Source organism: Lysinibacillus sp. ACHW1.5, from assembly GCF_022014815.1.
GTDB lineage: Bacteria > Bacillota > Bacilli > Bacillales_A > Planococcaceae > Lysinibacillus > Lysinibacillus capsici.
In genome coordinates this window covers 593,418-608,983 of record NZ_CP091777.1, presented here as the reverse complement: position 1 = coordinate 608,983, position 15,566 = coordinate 593,418, and the positions used below count along the sequence as shown (strand labels likewise).

The 15,566-nt window shown below is 37.7% G+C and carries 14 protein-coding genes and 1 pseudogene; 5 read left to right on the top strand and 10 right to left on the bottom strand.

The genetic code is table 11. The features are described 5' to 3' along the window. Window positions 1-7: 7 nt before the first annotated feature. Together L6W14_RS02850 and csaB are read left to right on the top strand one after the other, a co-directional pair. Window positions 8-1,921, top strand: coding sequence for a DUF5693 family protein (locus L6W14_RS02850; protein ID WP_237899279.1), 1,914 nt, complete (start codon window positions 8-10; stop codon window positions 1,919-1,921). Further along, window positions 1,921-3,000: a polysaccharide pyruvyl transferase CsaB gene (gene csaB, locus L6W14_RS02845; RefSeq protein WP_237899278.1), complete on the top strand. Its 1,080-nt coding sequence runs from the start codon at window positions 1,921-1,923 to the stop codon at window positions 2,998-3,000. Before L6W14_RS02850 ends, csaB begins: the two co-directional genes overlap by 1 nt. Window positions 3,001-3,026: 26 nt before the next feature. Here the strand turns inward: csaB and L6W14_RS02840 are convergent. The 3 genes and pseudogenes from L6W14_RS02840 to L6W14_RS02830 all read right to left on the bottom strand — a co-directional run bounded on the left by L6W14_RS02840 (window position 3,027) and on the right by L6W14_RS02830 (window position 5,763). Continuing rightward, a pseudogene (locus L6W14_RS02840) lies at window positions 3,027-3,867 on the bottom strand (flagellin). 256 nt (window positions 3,868-4,123) lie between these two features. Beyond that, on the bottom strand, window positions 4,124-4,783 hold the full coding sequence (locus tag L6W14_RS02835; protein ID WP_131520806.1) for a ribbon-helix-helix domain-containing protein: 660 nt from the start codon (window positions 4,781-4,783) through the stop codon (window positions 4,124-4,126). Between the two features lie 503 nt (window positions 4,784-5,286). Then, the gene (locus L6W14_RS02830; protein ID WP_004269498.1) at window positions 5,287-5,763 is read right to left on the bottom strand and encodes an IDEAL domain-containing protein; all 477 of its coding nucleotides are present in this window, start codon (window positions 5,761-5,763) and stop codon (window positions 5,287-5,289) included. Window positions 5,764-5,967: 204 nt separating this feature from the next. Here L6W14_RS02830 and L6W14_RS02825 point away from each other — a divergent pair, with 204 nt between their 5' ends. Together L6W14_RS02825 and L6W14_RS02820 are read left to right on the top strand one after the other, a co-directional pair. Then, entirely contained in the window at window positions 5,968-7,542 is a 1,575-nt protein-coding gene (locus L6W14_RS02825; RefSeq protein WP_131520805.1) for a hypothetical protein, read from the top strand. After that, window positions 7,539-10,301 (top strand): DEAD/DEAH box helicase, encoded by a 2,763-nt coding sequence (locus L6W14_RS02820; RefSeq protein ID WP_131520804.1) that lies wholly within the window; start codon window positions 7,539-7,541, stop codon window positions 10,299-10,301. The genes L6W14_RS02825 and L6W14_RS02820 overlap by 4 nt, the downstream gene beginning before the upstream one ends. Before the next feature lie 244 nt (window positions 10,302-10,545). Here L6W14_RS02820 and L6W14_RS02815 read toward each other — a convergent pair whose 3' ends face one another. Then, the gene (locus L6W14_RS02815) at window positions 10,546-10,944 is read right to left on the bottom strand and encodes a single-stranded DNA-binding protein (RefSeq protein WP_131520803.1); all 399 of its coding nucleotides are present in this window, start codon (window positions 10,942-10,944) and stop codon (window positions 10,546-10,548) included. A 297-nt stretch (window positions 10,945-11,241) separates the two neighbouring features. On the opposite strand from L6W14_RS02815, the gene L6W14_RS02810 reads away from it, so the two are divergent. After that, complete coding sequence (locus tag L6W14_RS02810; protein WP_131520802.1) at window positions 11,242-11,667, top strand: YwpF family protein; 426 nt, start codon at window positions 11,242-11,244, stop codon at window positions 11,665-11,667. Window positions 11,668-11,944: 277 nt separating this feature from the next. On the opposite strand, the gene L6W14_RS02805 is transcribed toward L6W14_RS02810, so the two are convergent. From L6W14_RS02805 to L6W14_RS02780, 6 genes are all read right to left on the bottom strand, one after another. Beyond that, window positions 11,945-12,370, bottom strand: a complete 426-nt coding sequence (locus L6W14_RS02805) for a hypothetical protein (RefSeq protein WP_048395642.1) — start codon at window positions 12,368-12,370, stop codon at window positions 11,945-11,947. 109 nt (window positions 12,371-12,479) lie between these two features. After that, entirely contained in the window at window positions 12,480-12,863 is a 384-nt protein-coding gene (locus tag L6W14_RS02800) for a hypothetical protein (protein WP_004269491.1), read from the bottom strand. Between the two features lie 147 nt (window positions 12,864-13,010). After that, window positions 13,011-13,454, bottom strand: a complete 444-nt coding sequence (gene fabZ / locus L6W14_RS02795) for a 3-hydroxyacyl-ACP dehydratase FabZ (RefSeq protein WP_131520801.1) — start codon at window positions 13,452-13,454, stop codon at window positions 13,011-13,013. A gap of 56 nt (window positions 13,455-13,510) precedes the next feature. Next, a complete protein-coding gene (locus tag L6W14_RS02790; protein ID WP_004269489.1) occupies window positions 13,511-13,801 on the bottom strand; it encodes a DNA-directed RNA polymerase subunit beta in 291 nt (96 codons plus the stop codon). A 47-nt stretch (window positions 13,802-13,848) separates the two neighbouring features. Further along, on the bottom strand, window positions 13,849-14,688 hold the full coding sequence (locus tag L6W14_RS02785) for a flagellar hook-basal body protein (protein WP_237899273.1): 840 nt from the start codon (window positions 14,686-14,688) through the stop codon (window positions 13,849-13,851). 24 nt (window positions 14,689-14,712) lie between these two features. Then, on the bottom strand, window positions 14,713-15,546 hold the full coding sequence (locus tag L6W14_RS02780; RefSeq protein WP_237899271.1) for a flagellar hook-basal body protein: 834 nt from the start codon (window positions 15,544-15,546) through the stop codon (window positions 14,713-14,715). Window positions 15,547-15,566 lie beyond the last annotated feature (20 nt).

Sequence of the window (15,566 nt, the reverse complement as noted above, 5' to 3'; positions counted from 1 at the left end):
GACACTTATGTCAAAACAGAAATGGCTTTGGGGAATCATTGTTCTTTTACTCGTCGTTTCCTCTACAGGTATCATGAAGAGGTGGAATGCGGAGCAATCGAATGATGCTTATGAGATTGTTATTCCCTATGATGAAATACAAACCGCAGAAAAAAATAGCGACCTAACAATGGATGAAATTCTTTCCTCCTTAAAGGATGCTGGGCTGAATACTGTGAGTCTAGAGCCCTTAACATTAAAGGAAATGGAAAAGCAAAACTTAATTACTGTTTATAAAGAAAGTGAGTTAGCAGCCCAATTATTGTTTACACCCTATAAAGATGCTGTTGATATCTCTAATAGCGGCTATTATATTCGAGTGCCTGAAAATGAAAGCTACCAAAAGCTGATCATGGAGAGCGTTGAACCAGAGGAAGTACAAATAGGAGAAGAGCCTTTTTATTTCCTCCCTACTTCTAACCACAATTTTGATTTAAAAACACCAATTGGCTATGATCAGCCTGCTATTGACATGATTAGTAAGCATGGACTAGCCCACATCTTTAAGGTGGAAAATGCAGATAATGAAGTAGCTAATGAAAAGTTAGTTAATCAATTAGTCGCTTTAAAAGAGGCTTCGGCAGGCCGCTTACTTGGTCAAGGTGATGAAGCTATTGGTTTTGGACAAGAAGACGGCCATCAATTAGTTGAAAAATTAAATGAGGCTGGCTATTACTTCTACACAATTGAAAGTAACCCACTTAAGGGTGAAAGTAAAATCGCTCAAATGACGGATTACAATATGATTCGTTTGCATAGTATCAATGTCAACAGAGAGACTAAATTAAAGCTAAATGCAAGTATTGATCGTACAACACGAGCTGTCAAAGAGCGTAATATTCGCTCCATCTTCTATCATATTAAAACAACAGGTAATGCCAAAGAAAATGTAGAAGAGACGATTGATTATTTAAATGGTGTGCATGACACAATGCCAGATCATTTCAAAGCAGGTGAACCAAAGCTATTTGATAAAGTAGTAGTGCCAGCTTGGGTCACAGCAGCCGTATTAGTAGCAGGTATTTTATTTACCTTTATCATTTCAGAATTAGTAAAATGGATGCCTCTTCGTATCGCGGCAGCTGGCTTTATGGCTGTACTAGCAATTGCGTACTTTATTCTGAAAAGTACTCTATTCTTACAAGCATTTGCACTCATTATTGCAGTCCTTGCACCAACCTATGCAGTTATCAAATCAGCGCAAGGTTCTACGAAGGTGTCTAACATATTGGTCCAATACTTAAAGGCAGTAGCAATTAGTGTAATTGGCATTGTTATTGTCATTGGCTTATTGAATGGTAATGCCTTTATGACAGGCTTTGCTGTATTTAAAGGGGTTAAGCTTGTTTATCTTATTCCAATTATGGGTGTTTTACTATTTACAGTGATTGAGGTAAACCGACTAGCTGAACAAAACATTAAGAACTCTTTATCGAATACGGTAACATTGTTAAATAAAGAGTTAAAATATTGGCATGTGCTACTACTCGTTGTGTTGGCAGGTGTCGGATTGTTTTACATTAGCCGAACAGGGAACTCTGGCTCTGTAAGTGATATGGAATTAGCCTTTAGACAATGGCTAGAAAATACATTGTATGTTCGACCAAGAACAAAGGAATTTTTAATTGGTTTCCCATTCTTCATTTTAGCGTTATATGTAATGGGTATTAATCGCAAATGGGGAAGTATTCTCCTAGTACCAGGTGTTATCGGTTTCTTATCCATCATGAATACATTTACTCACCTACACATCCCAGTAGCTGTTTCTGTATTACGTACACTATACAGTGTATCTCTAGGTCTTGTAGTAGGACTTGTGTTTATCCTAATCTTCAAAATCGGTTATCGTTGGGTTTCTAAGGCAATCGCGAGGTGGTCATAATGCACGTTGTTTTATCTGGCTATTATGGATTTGATAATGTCGGAGATGATGCCATTTTACTGTCCATTATCCAATCTTTAAAAAAGTGGCAAAGTGATATAGAAATCACGGTACTATCTAATAACCCAGCAGCTACTGAGCAAACATATGGTGTCAAAGCCATCAACCGATGGAAAATGAAAGAAATTCGTCAATTACTTAAAACAGCTGATGGACTGATTAGTGGTGGTGGTAGTCTCATGCAGGATCAAACAGGCATGAAAACAATTCCTTACTATGCGGGCGTTATTCAAATCGCAAAATGGTTGAAGAAGCCAGTATTTGTTTACGCCCAAGGCATGGGTCCAATCAATCACCCGCTTAGTAAATTCATTGTTCGTACAGTCTTTAATAAGGTCGAGCAAATTACGGTTAGAGATAGAGCCTCTCTAGCTCTTTTAACAGAGATCGGTGTACGAAAAGAAACCAAGATCGTACCAGATCCTGTTATGGGACTTAACGGTAATGACTTTCATTGTGATTGGCTAGAAAATGTATCTTTGTCAGCCGATAGCTATATCTCTGTAAGCGTTCGAGATTGGCCTTCCGCTGTTGCCTACAAGGAAAAAATTGCACACAGCCTAGATGAATTAGTACGTCAGGGTGAGCAAATCGTTTTCCTGCCTATGCATGGTGAGCATGATTTAGTGACTTCACAGGAAGTAGCAGCACTTATGAAGGAAAAGAGCTTGATTGCTCCTGCTGATTTATCTATTGAGGAAAAAATCGCAGTGATTGGTCAATCTCAACTATTAATAGGTATGCGACTACATTCCTTAATTTTCTCGGCAATCTATGCAACACCGTTTATTGCCATTTCGTATGATCCGAAAATTGATGCTTTTGCTGATATCGTTGATCAGCCTGTCATCGGTCATGTCGAGGTTGATGATTGGAATGGTGTAACATTGTTTGAACAAGCTGTAGCAATTCTTGAATCCTATACAACAGTTCAAGAAAAAATGCGCCAGGCCGTCATCCCATTGCAAGATGAAGCAACTGCAACTGCTAAATTAGCAATTGATGCTTTGTCAAAATAAATATTAAAAAATGATGAATTTCAATGTTAATTGAAATTCATCATTTTTTTCCTACTTCTTTTTAAAATGGACTGGGCCTGTTGCATATGCATGGCTAAAACATATTGACCTGCTTGCATTAAAATTTGCGCCTTCACCATATTCATCATCTCTTTTACGATATCTGCATCTCGAATACGAGACTCTGCTGCTTGTAAATTCTCAGCCGTGTTCACATTGGCATTATAGGCATAGTTCCAAGCGGTTCTGATAGGCCCCAAGACGTGAGCGCTCATTAGAAACACGTTTTAAGGCTTCATCCATCGAAGACATGGCTTTTTCCGCTTCCTCACGAGTAGTAATGGAAGCATCCTTCAACCCAAGTGACTCGGACCCCATCCCGTTGATAAGTAATTCGATACTCTGCCCTGCATTGGCGTCTGCTTGGATCTTGATGCCAGTTGTTTCATAATTCCCATTGAGTAATGTCTTCGTATTAAATTCGGTATCGGTCGATGTGCGCTGGATTTCCTTTTTTAATTCCTGAAATTCCAAATCTAATTTTTTACGATCATCATCTGTTAATGTATCATTGGCTGCCTCCACTGCTAACTCACGCATTCGCTGAATCATGGCATGTGTCTCATTCAGTGCCCCCTGTGCCGTCTGCACAAGCGAAATACCATCCTGTATATTCTTAGCTGCCATATTCAAGCCACGAATTTGAGCACGCATTTTTTCAGAAATCGCCAGTCCAGCTGGATCGTCCGCGGCACTATTAATTCGATATCCAGAAGAAATTCGGAGCATAGCTTTACTCATCGCCCCATAATGACGATTCATATTATTCAGGATTGCCATCCCTGTTGCCGACCACTTACCAAGCATGATTTCACCACCTTCTTGACTTATATATCATTCTATTCTTTACTCTACTAATCAATGGACTGTAATTTTTTTCTAAAAAAGAGTAATTGGTATAATCGAAAGTGAAAATATAACTAAATGAATTTTAATCTAAGGCAATTGGAAATTTGAAATGAATTATTTTATATAAATCCTTAAATATTTCTTAGAAGTCAAAAAAGACTATCACTTAATTTTTGATAGCCTTTTCGTCAATTGAATTATTAAACCGTTTTTATTAGTCTAACCAAAGTTCAGATACTTCTGTAGCACTTCTCAGTTTTTCCAAACTTGTATATCGTGTTTTTCTTACTGTCATAACATTACTATTCCCAAGAATAACATGGTTTTCCAAAGGGATTGCTTCTCCATCAAAATAAATAATATACTTTCCATCATCGTATAGTTTGATCTCTTTTACTTTCGCATAGTGGGTGATTGCACTATAAGGAGCCCCTCGATAACAAGCAATATATTTTATTTGAGGAATGCGCCAAGATGCAATACGAACCGAATACCACTGATTTTTTCCTAAAAATACTTCTTCAAATCCCTCATTTCTTGCTGGGCAAAAGAATAAATCCCAATCTGTACTTACAGCTGAATCTTCATTATCATCGGCATCTTTATCCATAGTTTCCTCTATGTTGATCATATAATCTTTTAATAATACATCTGATGCAGCATTTACATATTCTTCAATAGCATCTTCAATTAGTTGATTACGAGAAGAAGGTAAATCTCCATTACCGTCTGTTAATATTTTAAATTGTTCCACAATAGCATCTGCCTTTTGCAGTGTGTGTTCATTAAGTGTAAGAGAAATTTGCTTATTAGCACCTTCTTCTTTTCCTGCACTCAATTTCCTTCTTATACTTTCTTGGAGTGAATTAACCATATTAAAGCCCCCTATATCATTTTATACCTCAATACTATCATATATTAATACATATGTTAATTAATATTAATATATATATGTATTATAATATTAATTTATTATGCGCTATAAAATGGAACATCTTAGTCAATAAATGAGCGTATTAATATGTAAAACAACATAATAAGGGGAATTTAATTCGTTTCTTTTATTAAAGTTAAGACCTAATGGTTAACATGCTTTACAATATACTTCATCTTTTTTTGCGACTAACTTTTGTATTGTGACAATTGTATTTCCATAGTAAAAATTATTGAGTTTTAACAAGAACATTGATAATTACGTCATATATTGCTTACATTTCGCTCAAGAAACATCCTGAAGTGGCGCATTCAACACTGTTAGCCAGTCCTGTTTGGCAATTCACTATTAATAGCTATAGTAAGATTAATCACATCAGCGTATACAAAATAAAAGCACCTGCTTGTCATTTATGATAAGTAGGTGCTTACTGGACATTCCATCTATTCAATTTTGAAACCCCCAAGTTGATGGCTCTTTTGCTGTAGCAATTCGAAAAAGAGTTCTTTATCATTCTCTAGTAATGCCTGATCAATCAAATGATCCAAATTTTTCTCCTCTAGCTCTGCAATAAGCTGATCGATTTCACCGACTGTCACAGTAGAAACCATCGGAATTTGTTGCTTTGGTGTAGCGCTTTCAAGTATTGGTGCTAAATGCTCATGAACATTGGTAATAAGCAATAGTTGATAAAGTGGTAACCGAATAAAGCGATTTCCTTTTTGGAAAACAAAAACCTCAGATAAATTTTCAATCTGCTGTGTCTTCATGTTGATGATCATCTCTTTACCTTCTATGGGAATGAAATGGAAAATCTCATTCTCTTTTAAAATAGAGAAATATTGATAAGCAAATACGAGACGTAATTTATCTCCCGTAACTTTTGTGTAAAACGGCTTCATGTATTGAACTTGCATCATCCTTCATCCCTCCTTAGTTATCTGATTATTCAGATTTTAACACAAATTAAAAGTCTTGTTAACTATCTTTACCTCATTTTTTTCTTTCTGATCATTCAGCTTATCATTACTGCATTTTAATCGTATAATGGAAGGACAGTCTTTTTTTCCTTTTTACATTTAACAATGTTAACTATAGCCATACATGATGAAAGGAGTGAGGTTATGGCATTGTCTATATCGCAATTAGCTAAGGAGCATCAAGCATTTGTGCTGACAAAATTAAAAGAAGCTGAACAAGGGTTACATCCTTCCTCTACCGAAGATGAGGAACTAGTGCGCCGTGCTGTCTTTTCAGTAAGAAATAAATCCATTGTTTTTGAACGATTTAATGGAGCAAGTTCTATATTATATGCAAGTGTTCAAGATGTCAGACCCGCTTCTGTTGAAATTGATTTTTCAAAGGAAGAGCTACATTGTAGCTGTCCTCAAGCAAAATGGTGTCGACATCAAGTAGGTGCTTTACTCGCTCTCTACCAATATTTTGACTCGGTTCAAAATTGGTCGAGTGCTTGGCGTGCACAAAAATCAGTTCAATTAAAATCTTTAGCAGATGAACGCAGCCCGCAAAGCTGGTCAATGATGGTGGATGAGGTGATGAAACGATTATTACCACCTGGGCGCATACTAGAAGGCTATGGGCTTTCCGCTGTAAGAACCGATGCTTTGGAGCGTCTTCGTCGACATATGCCCTTTGAGCGTGAATGGCAACCTCTTTATAAGCTCTATATGGAGCTAGCCATTTTTAATTCGATATGGCGGCATTTAAATGAAACACCTGGACATTCGTTAGATTCACCTTATATGAAATATTTTATCGAGCAAAGCACACAATCTTTTGAGAGCATTCTTACAGAGCTTTCTAATCGATCACGACTATTTGCGACAGATCCATTTTATGATGCCATCCAAGAGCTAGTAAGAGAATTTTTATTAGAAAGACAAGGGCTTTTCGCGAATCGCCTTCGTCTATACATGCTACTATGGGCAGTGCTTTTTTATGAGAAGCCTCGACGTGAACAGGAATTGGCATTTATAAATAATCTTGTTCACTCTTCAGCAGAAATTTCTCTACAATCACTAAAATTATTATTTTATGTGCTATTACAGAAAGAGGATTTATTGCTTGAAAGTTTGGCACAGATTGATTTACCACAAATGCAGGATTTGTTTGAACTAGCTACTTTTGCTCAGCGTGCCGGAGAGTTCTATTCATTAGCAGTCATTTTACGAGCAATCTTACCTTTGACTGAAGTATTTCTACAGGAGGTCGTTCCAGTCGTTCAGCGTGCCCAATACGTAAGGCAATTTCAACTTTTATTTGACGAGATTCAGCTTTCGGAGGAAGAGGAAGCAATGCTGTATAGTGCCTTTGGTGTGTATGGACTACAGCCGTTCTCAAGTTTTTTAATTAAAAAAGGTCGCTATCGGGAATGGGCAGCTCTACATCAACTAAACCCATCATCCCTCTCCTACTTAGAAATGTGTGGATTAAAGGATGTATTACAGGTTGAACCTGCAACTGTTTTACCTTTATATCATGTCTATGCAATGGCTGAAATTGCGCAAAAATCACGCTTAAATTATAAACAGGCTGTGCGTATTTGGAAAAGTATGCGTAGTGCTGCAAAGCGAGCTGGTAAAGCAGCTTATTTTGAAACATATATGCAAACCATTCGTGCAGAATATAAACGACTGCGTGCGTTACAAGAAGAAATTGAGAAAGGAAACTTAGTATGATGACAATAAATGCTCCTTCCCCTTTTTCCAAAACACAACAGCTCCGTATTGAAGTAGCTCGGGAAGGATATTTTACGTTGCAGGGTTTTACTGCAAATGGTACAACAATCGATGTTGATACATTAATTTCTTCGCTATTCTTTACTTATGAGGCAAATGTTTATGGATTATTAACAAATCGAGCTGATTTTACAATTGAAGTTTCTACAGCTGAGTTACTCGATATTTTTTCAACAAGCTTCCAGCACCCTTTCATCAATTGGAGTGGTGCAAATGAAGAAAGTATAGAATGGTTAAAAAAAGTTTACGCATTACAAGCATACTGGCAAGAGCCATCACTTTGGTCACATGCTGTGATTGCAGATGATTTTTCATCATTAACTTTCCCTATTGATCATGTAGATTCAGCATTATTGGAAACAGCTGTACAGCAGAAGCTTTCACAGGTTGGGCTAATACTAGCTGATTTACCAAAGTTACTTCCCTTTTTCCTACGTGGAGGCTGGCCATTGGATCAAGCTCGTCAAGCGGGAGCCGTTTCCGTTTCTTTACGGTTAAGTGAGCCAGAAGAAGATGCCGATGTATGGTTATTAGAAACTGTCCTAAGCACTGCTACAACAAAAAACTACTGGACACCTGCTATTCGTAAACAATCCTTACCTATAGAAGAAGCACTACCTACAAAGTGGCGAATGTTTGCAACTGAAATTACGCAGCAACAACAGCAAATTGTAGAACTTCTATCCACCGATACAATCAATAGTGATATCTTTATTCGTGCGACACTGGAAGATTTAGAAGTTCGCTCTTTTTTACGTGAGGATCTTGCTAGATTGCAGGCACTTGGTTTTGATGTTGTACTGCCAGCATGGCTAAAGGATTTAAAACAATCCAAAATTCGAGTACGCGTTACAACTAGCAATGTTTCTACAAGGAAGGTAGCAGGTTTAGATGATATTTTAACGTTTAAATGGCAGTTTTCTATGAACGGACAAACGATTTCAGCTGAGCAATTTAAAAAACTTGTGGATGAGAAACGTGAATTTATTCGTATTGGCACTGAATGGTTCCGAGTAGATGCTAATTGGATGCAAGAAATGCGTGAATTGATGCAACAGGCAGAAGACGAAAGTTGGACTGTTCGAGAATTATTATTTAGGGAGTTACCAGAAGACCTGTCTGCCCCTCTTGAGGAAGAAGATGCAGATGATGCACTGAGAGATGATCCAATCTTTGCATTGGAAATACAACAATCATTAAAATCATACATGGAGCAACTTTTGGAGAAGAAAGGCTTGCCTGCCGTCTCGATTCCATTGTCCCTACAAACCGAATTACGCCCTTATCAATTAGAGGGCTTTGAATGGTTAGTCTTTATGCGCCAACAAGGTTTCGGTGCATGTCTAGCTGATGATATGGGCCTTGGAAAAACGGTTCAATTGATTACCTATTTGCTTCATATTTATGAGTCATCCACTTACACAAAGCCATCCATCATTATTTGTCCCACTTCAGTACTTGGGAACTGGCAAAAAGAACTTGCTCGATTTGCCCCGTCCCTGATTGTGCATACACATTATCAAGCAAATCGAGCAAAGGATGAAGAGTTTAAAAAGCTAGTGACTGCAGAAAGGCCACATGTCATTTTATCAACCTATGGTACTGTGTCACAGGATACTGAATTTTTACAGGATATCGAATGGGCAACGGTAGTACTTGATGAAGCACAAAACATAAAAAATATGCAAACTTTACAATCGAAAGCCATTCGTAAATTGCTAGGTGACCATCACATTGCTCTTACTGGGACTCCTGTAGAAAATCGTTTATCTGAGTTATGGGCTATTTTTGATTTCATTCATAAGGGCTATCTAGGTAGCTTTGGTCGCTTTAATGAAGAATTTATTTTGCCTATTGAACGGGATGAATCAGAGTCGCATAAGCAGAAGCTTCGAGCTAAAATTCAGCCATTCTTATTGCGTCGTACAAAGCGAGATCCACATTTACAGCTGAACTTACCAGATAAGCTAGAATCAAATGAATATTGTCCATTAACAACAGAGCAAGCCTCACTCTATGAGGGCTATATTTTAGAGACGCTTGATCAGCTGGAGCAGTTAACAGGCTTTCAAAAAAAGGGTCGCGTCTTAAAGATGCTCAGTAAATTAAAGCAACTATGTAATCATCCTGCCTTATATTTAAAGGAACCTTTCGAGGATGCCGAAACAATGCTTGCGCGTTCGACTAAACTAGAGCGCATTGTACAAATGGCAGCTGAGATTGTGGACAATGGAGAGCAATGCCTCATCTTTACACAATATATTGGAATGGGACAATTGCTACAACATTGCTTTAGTGAAATATATAATGTAGATGCACCGTTTTTAACTGGTGCCATGCCTAAGCAGCAGCGAGACCGCTTAGTAGAGGCTTTCCAGGCAGGAGATTTCCCTATATTTATCCTTTCTTTGAAAGCTGGTGGAACAGGACTTAATTTAACAGCAGCTAATCATGTTTTACATGCAGATCGCTGGTGGAATCCTGCTGTTGAAAACCAAGCGACAGATCGAGCATATCGAATAGGACAGACACAATTTGTGCAGGTCCATAAGTTTGTGACAATTGGCACGATCGAGGAAAAAATTGATAAAATGCTGGTGCAGAAATCTGCATTATCTGAGGAGCTTATTCAATCAAGCCAATGGTTGACCGAGTTAGAAGATCAAGAACTCCGCGATTTAATAACATTAGATCTATAATAAATGAGATGCGCCAAGAGCAAATAGTTCTTGGCGCTCTTTTAGTGGAACTTGCTACTTCTTTTCCCTACTTACTTCATTATTCGTATTTAGTTGTGTTGAAAATTTCATTGCTGTGCGGTCTTCAGCAATTTTTATTAGGGTTACACATCACTCCTTTCTGTTTGTTACGGTGCAAGAAATATAAGGAGAATGGCGGATCAGACAATGAATGTTCTCTTGCCCCGTATGTAAACTATACTTGCTAAGGTAAAACAAAATCCTTTAAGTGTTCCTGTTCATTCGGTGGCTGCGGCGGTACCGTAACTGCTTCGTCACTATCTCTTTGTTTAAGTTGATAAAATCTAACATCTTCAACCACTATCTCTGTCATAAAAATCTTAGTGCTTTCCTCATTTACAAATGACCTTGTTTGAATACGGCCAGTGGCACCGACTAATGAACCTTTACCGCAATATTTAACGATATTCTCTGCAAGCCTTCCCCAAGCTGTACAGAAAACAAAATCTGTATCTACTTCTCCTTGATTGTTCTTAAAATTACGATTAATGGCTAGTGAGAAATGAGTTTGCACACGATTTCCAGATAAGTAACGTAACACCGGATCTTTTGTAAACCTTCCAACCAATCCGACTTGATTCATTCATTCACCTCCTTTGCTTTTGATTGCTCTCATCTTACAAAATGATTCCAGCATTCGCAAAAATCAGTATTGTTAATTTCCTTCAGTTTTTGTGCATAAATTGGGTAAATTAGCATTTTTATTTTTCTATTTTTTATTCATTTTTTAGCTGAATGCTTTAGGCTGTAATGGCAAATGCTATTTCATGAAATCTGCAATTTCGCAGTTTTTGAAAAACCGTCACAGGTGCGCATCACAAACAACTGCTGCCTCATGTGTTATACTAAAAGAATGACAGACTTAGGAGGAATATACATATTGAAAACTTTTAAAATGCTTTCCTTTGACCTTGTCACGAAAGATGGCGTGCAACCATTCCCTTTAATCGATGGCATCATTATTAATCAGGAAAATAGCCATCAATCATGGGTACTTGAATTGTTTATGGAAAAACAATATCGCTCAACCTTTGATGAGCTCTTAGCGAATGCTACCGTCTTCAATGTACGTGCAGTTATTTCATTTCCAGATAATGAACCCGCTCCTTTTCAGGTAATCGTACATACGGTTGAAGAAATCGGTGATCATGTTTCAGTCCTATTAAAAGGTACGCTTAAAATTAAACGATCAAAATATGCAGAACAATTACTTTCCGAGCTACTTGCTGAGGGTGTTTCTTTAGAGGATTTACTGGATCGCTTTACACAAGATATGAAAAAGCGGCCCAAATTAAAAAATGACTAGCGATGCGAATTTTTGCATCGTTTTTTTGTTGGACAACTGTTATGTTTACTGGACAATACAATTAAAGATGCTGGGTTACATTTGGTTATTGCTATGAGGGGGAGGCCTTTAAGGCTGTTGGAGATGTTCGTTTTGTCATTATAGGAGTATAGGAATTTTCTCAGGGCCATGCTTGATTAGTGATTAGTTACCCTTCATGAGTATTCTGCTTCTGGCATTTCCCGCTTCCATGGGTATAAAAAAGAGTGTTTTCCGCAGAGGAAACACTCTTTTTATGTTATCGGTTATTCATACCATCACGGTATTTTTCAGTGTTGTTTACTTTATCGTCGACAACATCATTATTATTGTTACCGTTCATGTTGTCATTACGTTCAACACCATTTACACCGTTTGCATTTGGTGTGTTGTCATAGCCGTTTGTGCTGTTGATATCGGCATTTGAACCAGGTGTTGTTGCTTCAGGTAATGTTGTATTATCGTTAACAGTACCTCGATCTACACCATTCCCATTTACATTATTGCGATCGTATGCATCGTCACGATTATTCGGATCTAATGCGTCCTCGACATCGTCGACTCCTCGACGTACGTCATTCTCGACTTCTCGAACAGGGTGATCTTCTACTGCATTATTTCCCCAGTTACAACCTCCAAGGAATGCAGTTGCAAGAATGATGGTTAAAAATGACATTTTCCACATAGTAAAAAACCTCCTTTCTTGGGTACTATGTCATCAAATACATCTACTGTATTTGTGATCCTACATAGATTGCCCGAGAAAGGAGGGAACTATCCGATTTTTGTACAAACTATTTTTGTTTTTCTTTTAATAACTGTTCAATATATGCTGCCTCTGCTTTACAGTCGTAGCTATAGTTTGTGCCTAGCTCTTTTTGCAATGCCTCGATTGTTTCGACTTGCTGTGCTGTTGGTTCTTCATTTAAAATTTTGGCAATAACCTCATCGATTTTTTGTGCCATTTCTTCATGAAACTGTGCACTCATCAATGTATCAGCAGGGATTTTTTCGATCCATGCGGCATTCTCCTGAAAATAAGTCTGCCAGCTTGCAATGAAGTCTTCCATGGAAAAGCGCTCTTCATCCCAACCAATACTTGCTAAGTATGTTTCAAAAGATGTTGAAATCGAACGAGTAATGCTAATTTTAATACCTGAAGACAATTCCTTATACATCTTAATAATCCTCCTACGTTTGTAAAACCTAAAAATTACATCTATTTCAATTCACAATCGCTTATTTACCATCGCAATTTAAGAACCTACTAATCAATTTTTGACTTGACTTTATCTATTTTATATCTTTTGGTCTACAAATGCAAATTAAGCTTGTTTAGGCTGTTCAGGCCCAATTGCAAATAGAATATCGGCTTCACATACAAGTTCTCCATCTACAGTTGCTACACCATGACCTTTCCCCATTGCACCACGAAGTTTTACAAATTCTACTTCCAATTTAAGTTGGTCGCCAGGTACAACTTGACGCTTGAAACGACAATTATCAACACCCGTTAAAAACGCTAAACGACCCTTAAATTCTTCAGCATTTAATAAAGCCACTCCACCTACTTGAGCTAAAGCTTCCACAATTAATACACCTGGCATAACTGGATAACCTGGGAAGTGCCCATTAAAAAAATCTTCGTTAATTGAAACGTTTTTTAATCCTACTGCACGTTTCCCGTCTTCTAATTCAATGATGCGATCTACGAATAAAAAAGGATAGCGGTGTGGTAAAATTGCTTGAATTTGTTCTGCTGTTAACATGTCATTTCCCCCTCAAAAATTAAGTATGTATACACAAAGTAAGGTAAAGAATAATGTTATTCTTTACCATTCATAATATCAAATATATGCTGCCATGTTTCTCGTTTAAAAATATCCATAGCATTGCCTTCTCCAATAACGCTAAAGCCAAACATTGCGCCTAATGCTGCGGCAACAACGACTAAAATGAGAACAATTACAATGCGTAACCAAATCGGAATCAGTCGGATTTGCACCCATCGAACCTCGCGTTGCTCTCCAGTAGAGCGGCGTTCTTTCTTTTCTGGTTGCGGTTGCGTATCGGTTTCTTGTGTCGGCACAGAACGTCGACGTGAATCGTTTGTCATAGATTGTACTCCTCTTCATTCCTAACTATGCGTTTTTGGATAACTTCCTATCGAATGCCATTAATTAGTCCAAGCATTTGATCTGCTAATGTCACCGCTCTTGCGTTGAATTGATAAGAACGTTGTGTTTGAATGAGTTCTGTCATTTCTTTTGAGAGGTTAACATTGGACATTTCTAGTGTACCACTTTGCATGCCAATTTGCTGACGGTTGGCTCCCACAAGCTCTGTCAAAACTTCTGCCTGCGTATAGCCAAGTTCAGCTAAATTATTTGGTAATTCCATATAAGAACCAGCAACATGTTCCATTAATTGCGGTTTTTGGAATTCTGTTACAGCTAAATCCGTACGAATAATATCCCCATTTGGATAAGATGCTTCTAATACGCCACCATCTCGAACAGCAAACTTTTGAACCGTGTCTGGTAATGTAATAGCTTGTCCTGCAGCGTTCGCTACTGGATAACCCTCTGCTGTTACAAGCATAGCTGTTCCATTATTCAATGGAGATAAATAAAAGTCACCTTGTCGAGTATACACTGTTTTAGTTCCATTTTCACCATCTGGCATCAAAATATTGAAATATTGTTTTGCTTTTGTGAAAGCTAAGTCTAAATCACGATTAGTTGTTTGTAATGAACCTTGCTTTTCATTGGATTTAATTTGCCCAACCATTGCACCAGATCCATAGCGAATACCAACAGGTGTTTGACGTTCTGCTCGATCCTGCTTATCATTATTAAATTGCTGATAAAGTAATTCATTAAAGGATGCTTCCTTTGTTTTATAGCCCGTTGTATTACTGTTAGCAATGTTATTACTAATTGTATCCAATTTGTTTTGCAATTGCCCCATTGTGTTTGTAGCTGTAATCATTGTACGTAGCATTGATAAAAGCCTCCTGTTCGCCCATTAAATTTTTCCGATTTCATTCACAGCCTTTTCCATGCTACGATCATAAGCTTGTAATACTTTTTGATTTGCTTCAAATGCACGGTAGGCCGTCATTAAATCTGTCATGGTGCGACTAGAATCTACGTTTGACCCTTCTAAAAAGTTTTGGCGTAGTGTAAAGGAAACTCCATTCGCTCCATAAGCTGTTGGCAAGTTCTCACCATTTTCTGTACGAATAAGACCATTATCTTGTTTTTGTAGCATGTTCGGGTTTGCGGCAAATGATACACCAACACGAGCCACTTGCTGATTATTTACAAAGATAGCGCCACTTTCATCTAATCGGAAATCATCATTTGGTAGCTGGATACGTTGCCCAGCATCATTTAGTACATATAATCCTTGACCGTTAACTAAATAGCCTTGCCCATCTAACGTGAAATTACCATTACGTGTGTAAGCCTCACCACCAGCAGGATGTTCTAGTCGGAAGAAAATTGAACCCATAACCCCATCTTCATTTTGTGGTAAGTTTCCATTAATCAATGCCATATCTGTTGTAAAATCAGTGTTATAGATTTGGCCTTGTATGTAATTTGGCAATGTTTCTTGTAAATATGTCCCTGTATTTAAAGCTCCTACTTGACTCATATATTCAGCGCCAGCTTGTTGGTGAGCAGGAGCATTTGTTTTTCCAATGCTAGACATTAGCATATCTGGAAATGAGCGAATCGTAGATTGATCTGCCTTAAATCCTGGTGTATTTGCATTTGATAAATTATTGGTAAGTAATTCTGTTCTTCTTTGTTGCGTGATCATACCTGTTGCAACTGTATAAAATCCTTTAAACAAAGAAATCACCTCATTTTATT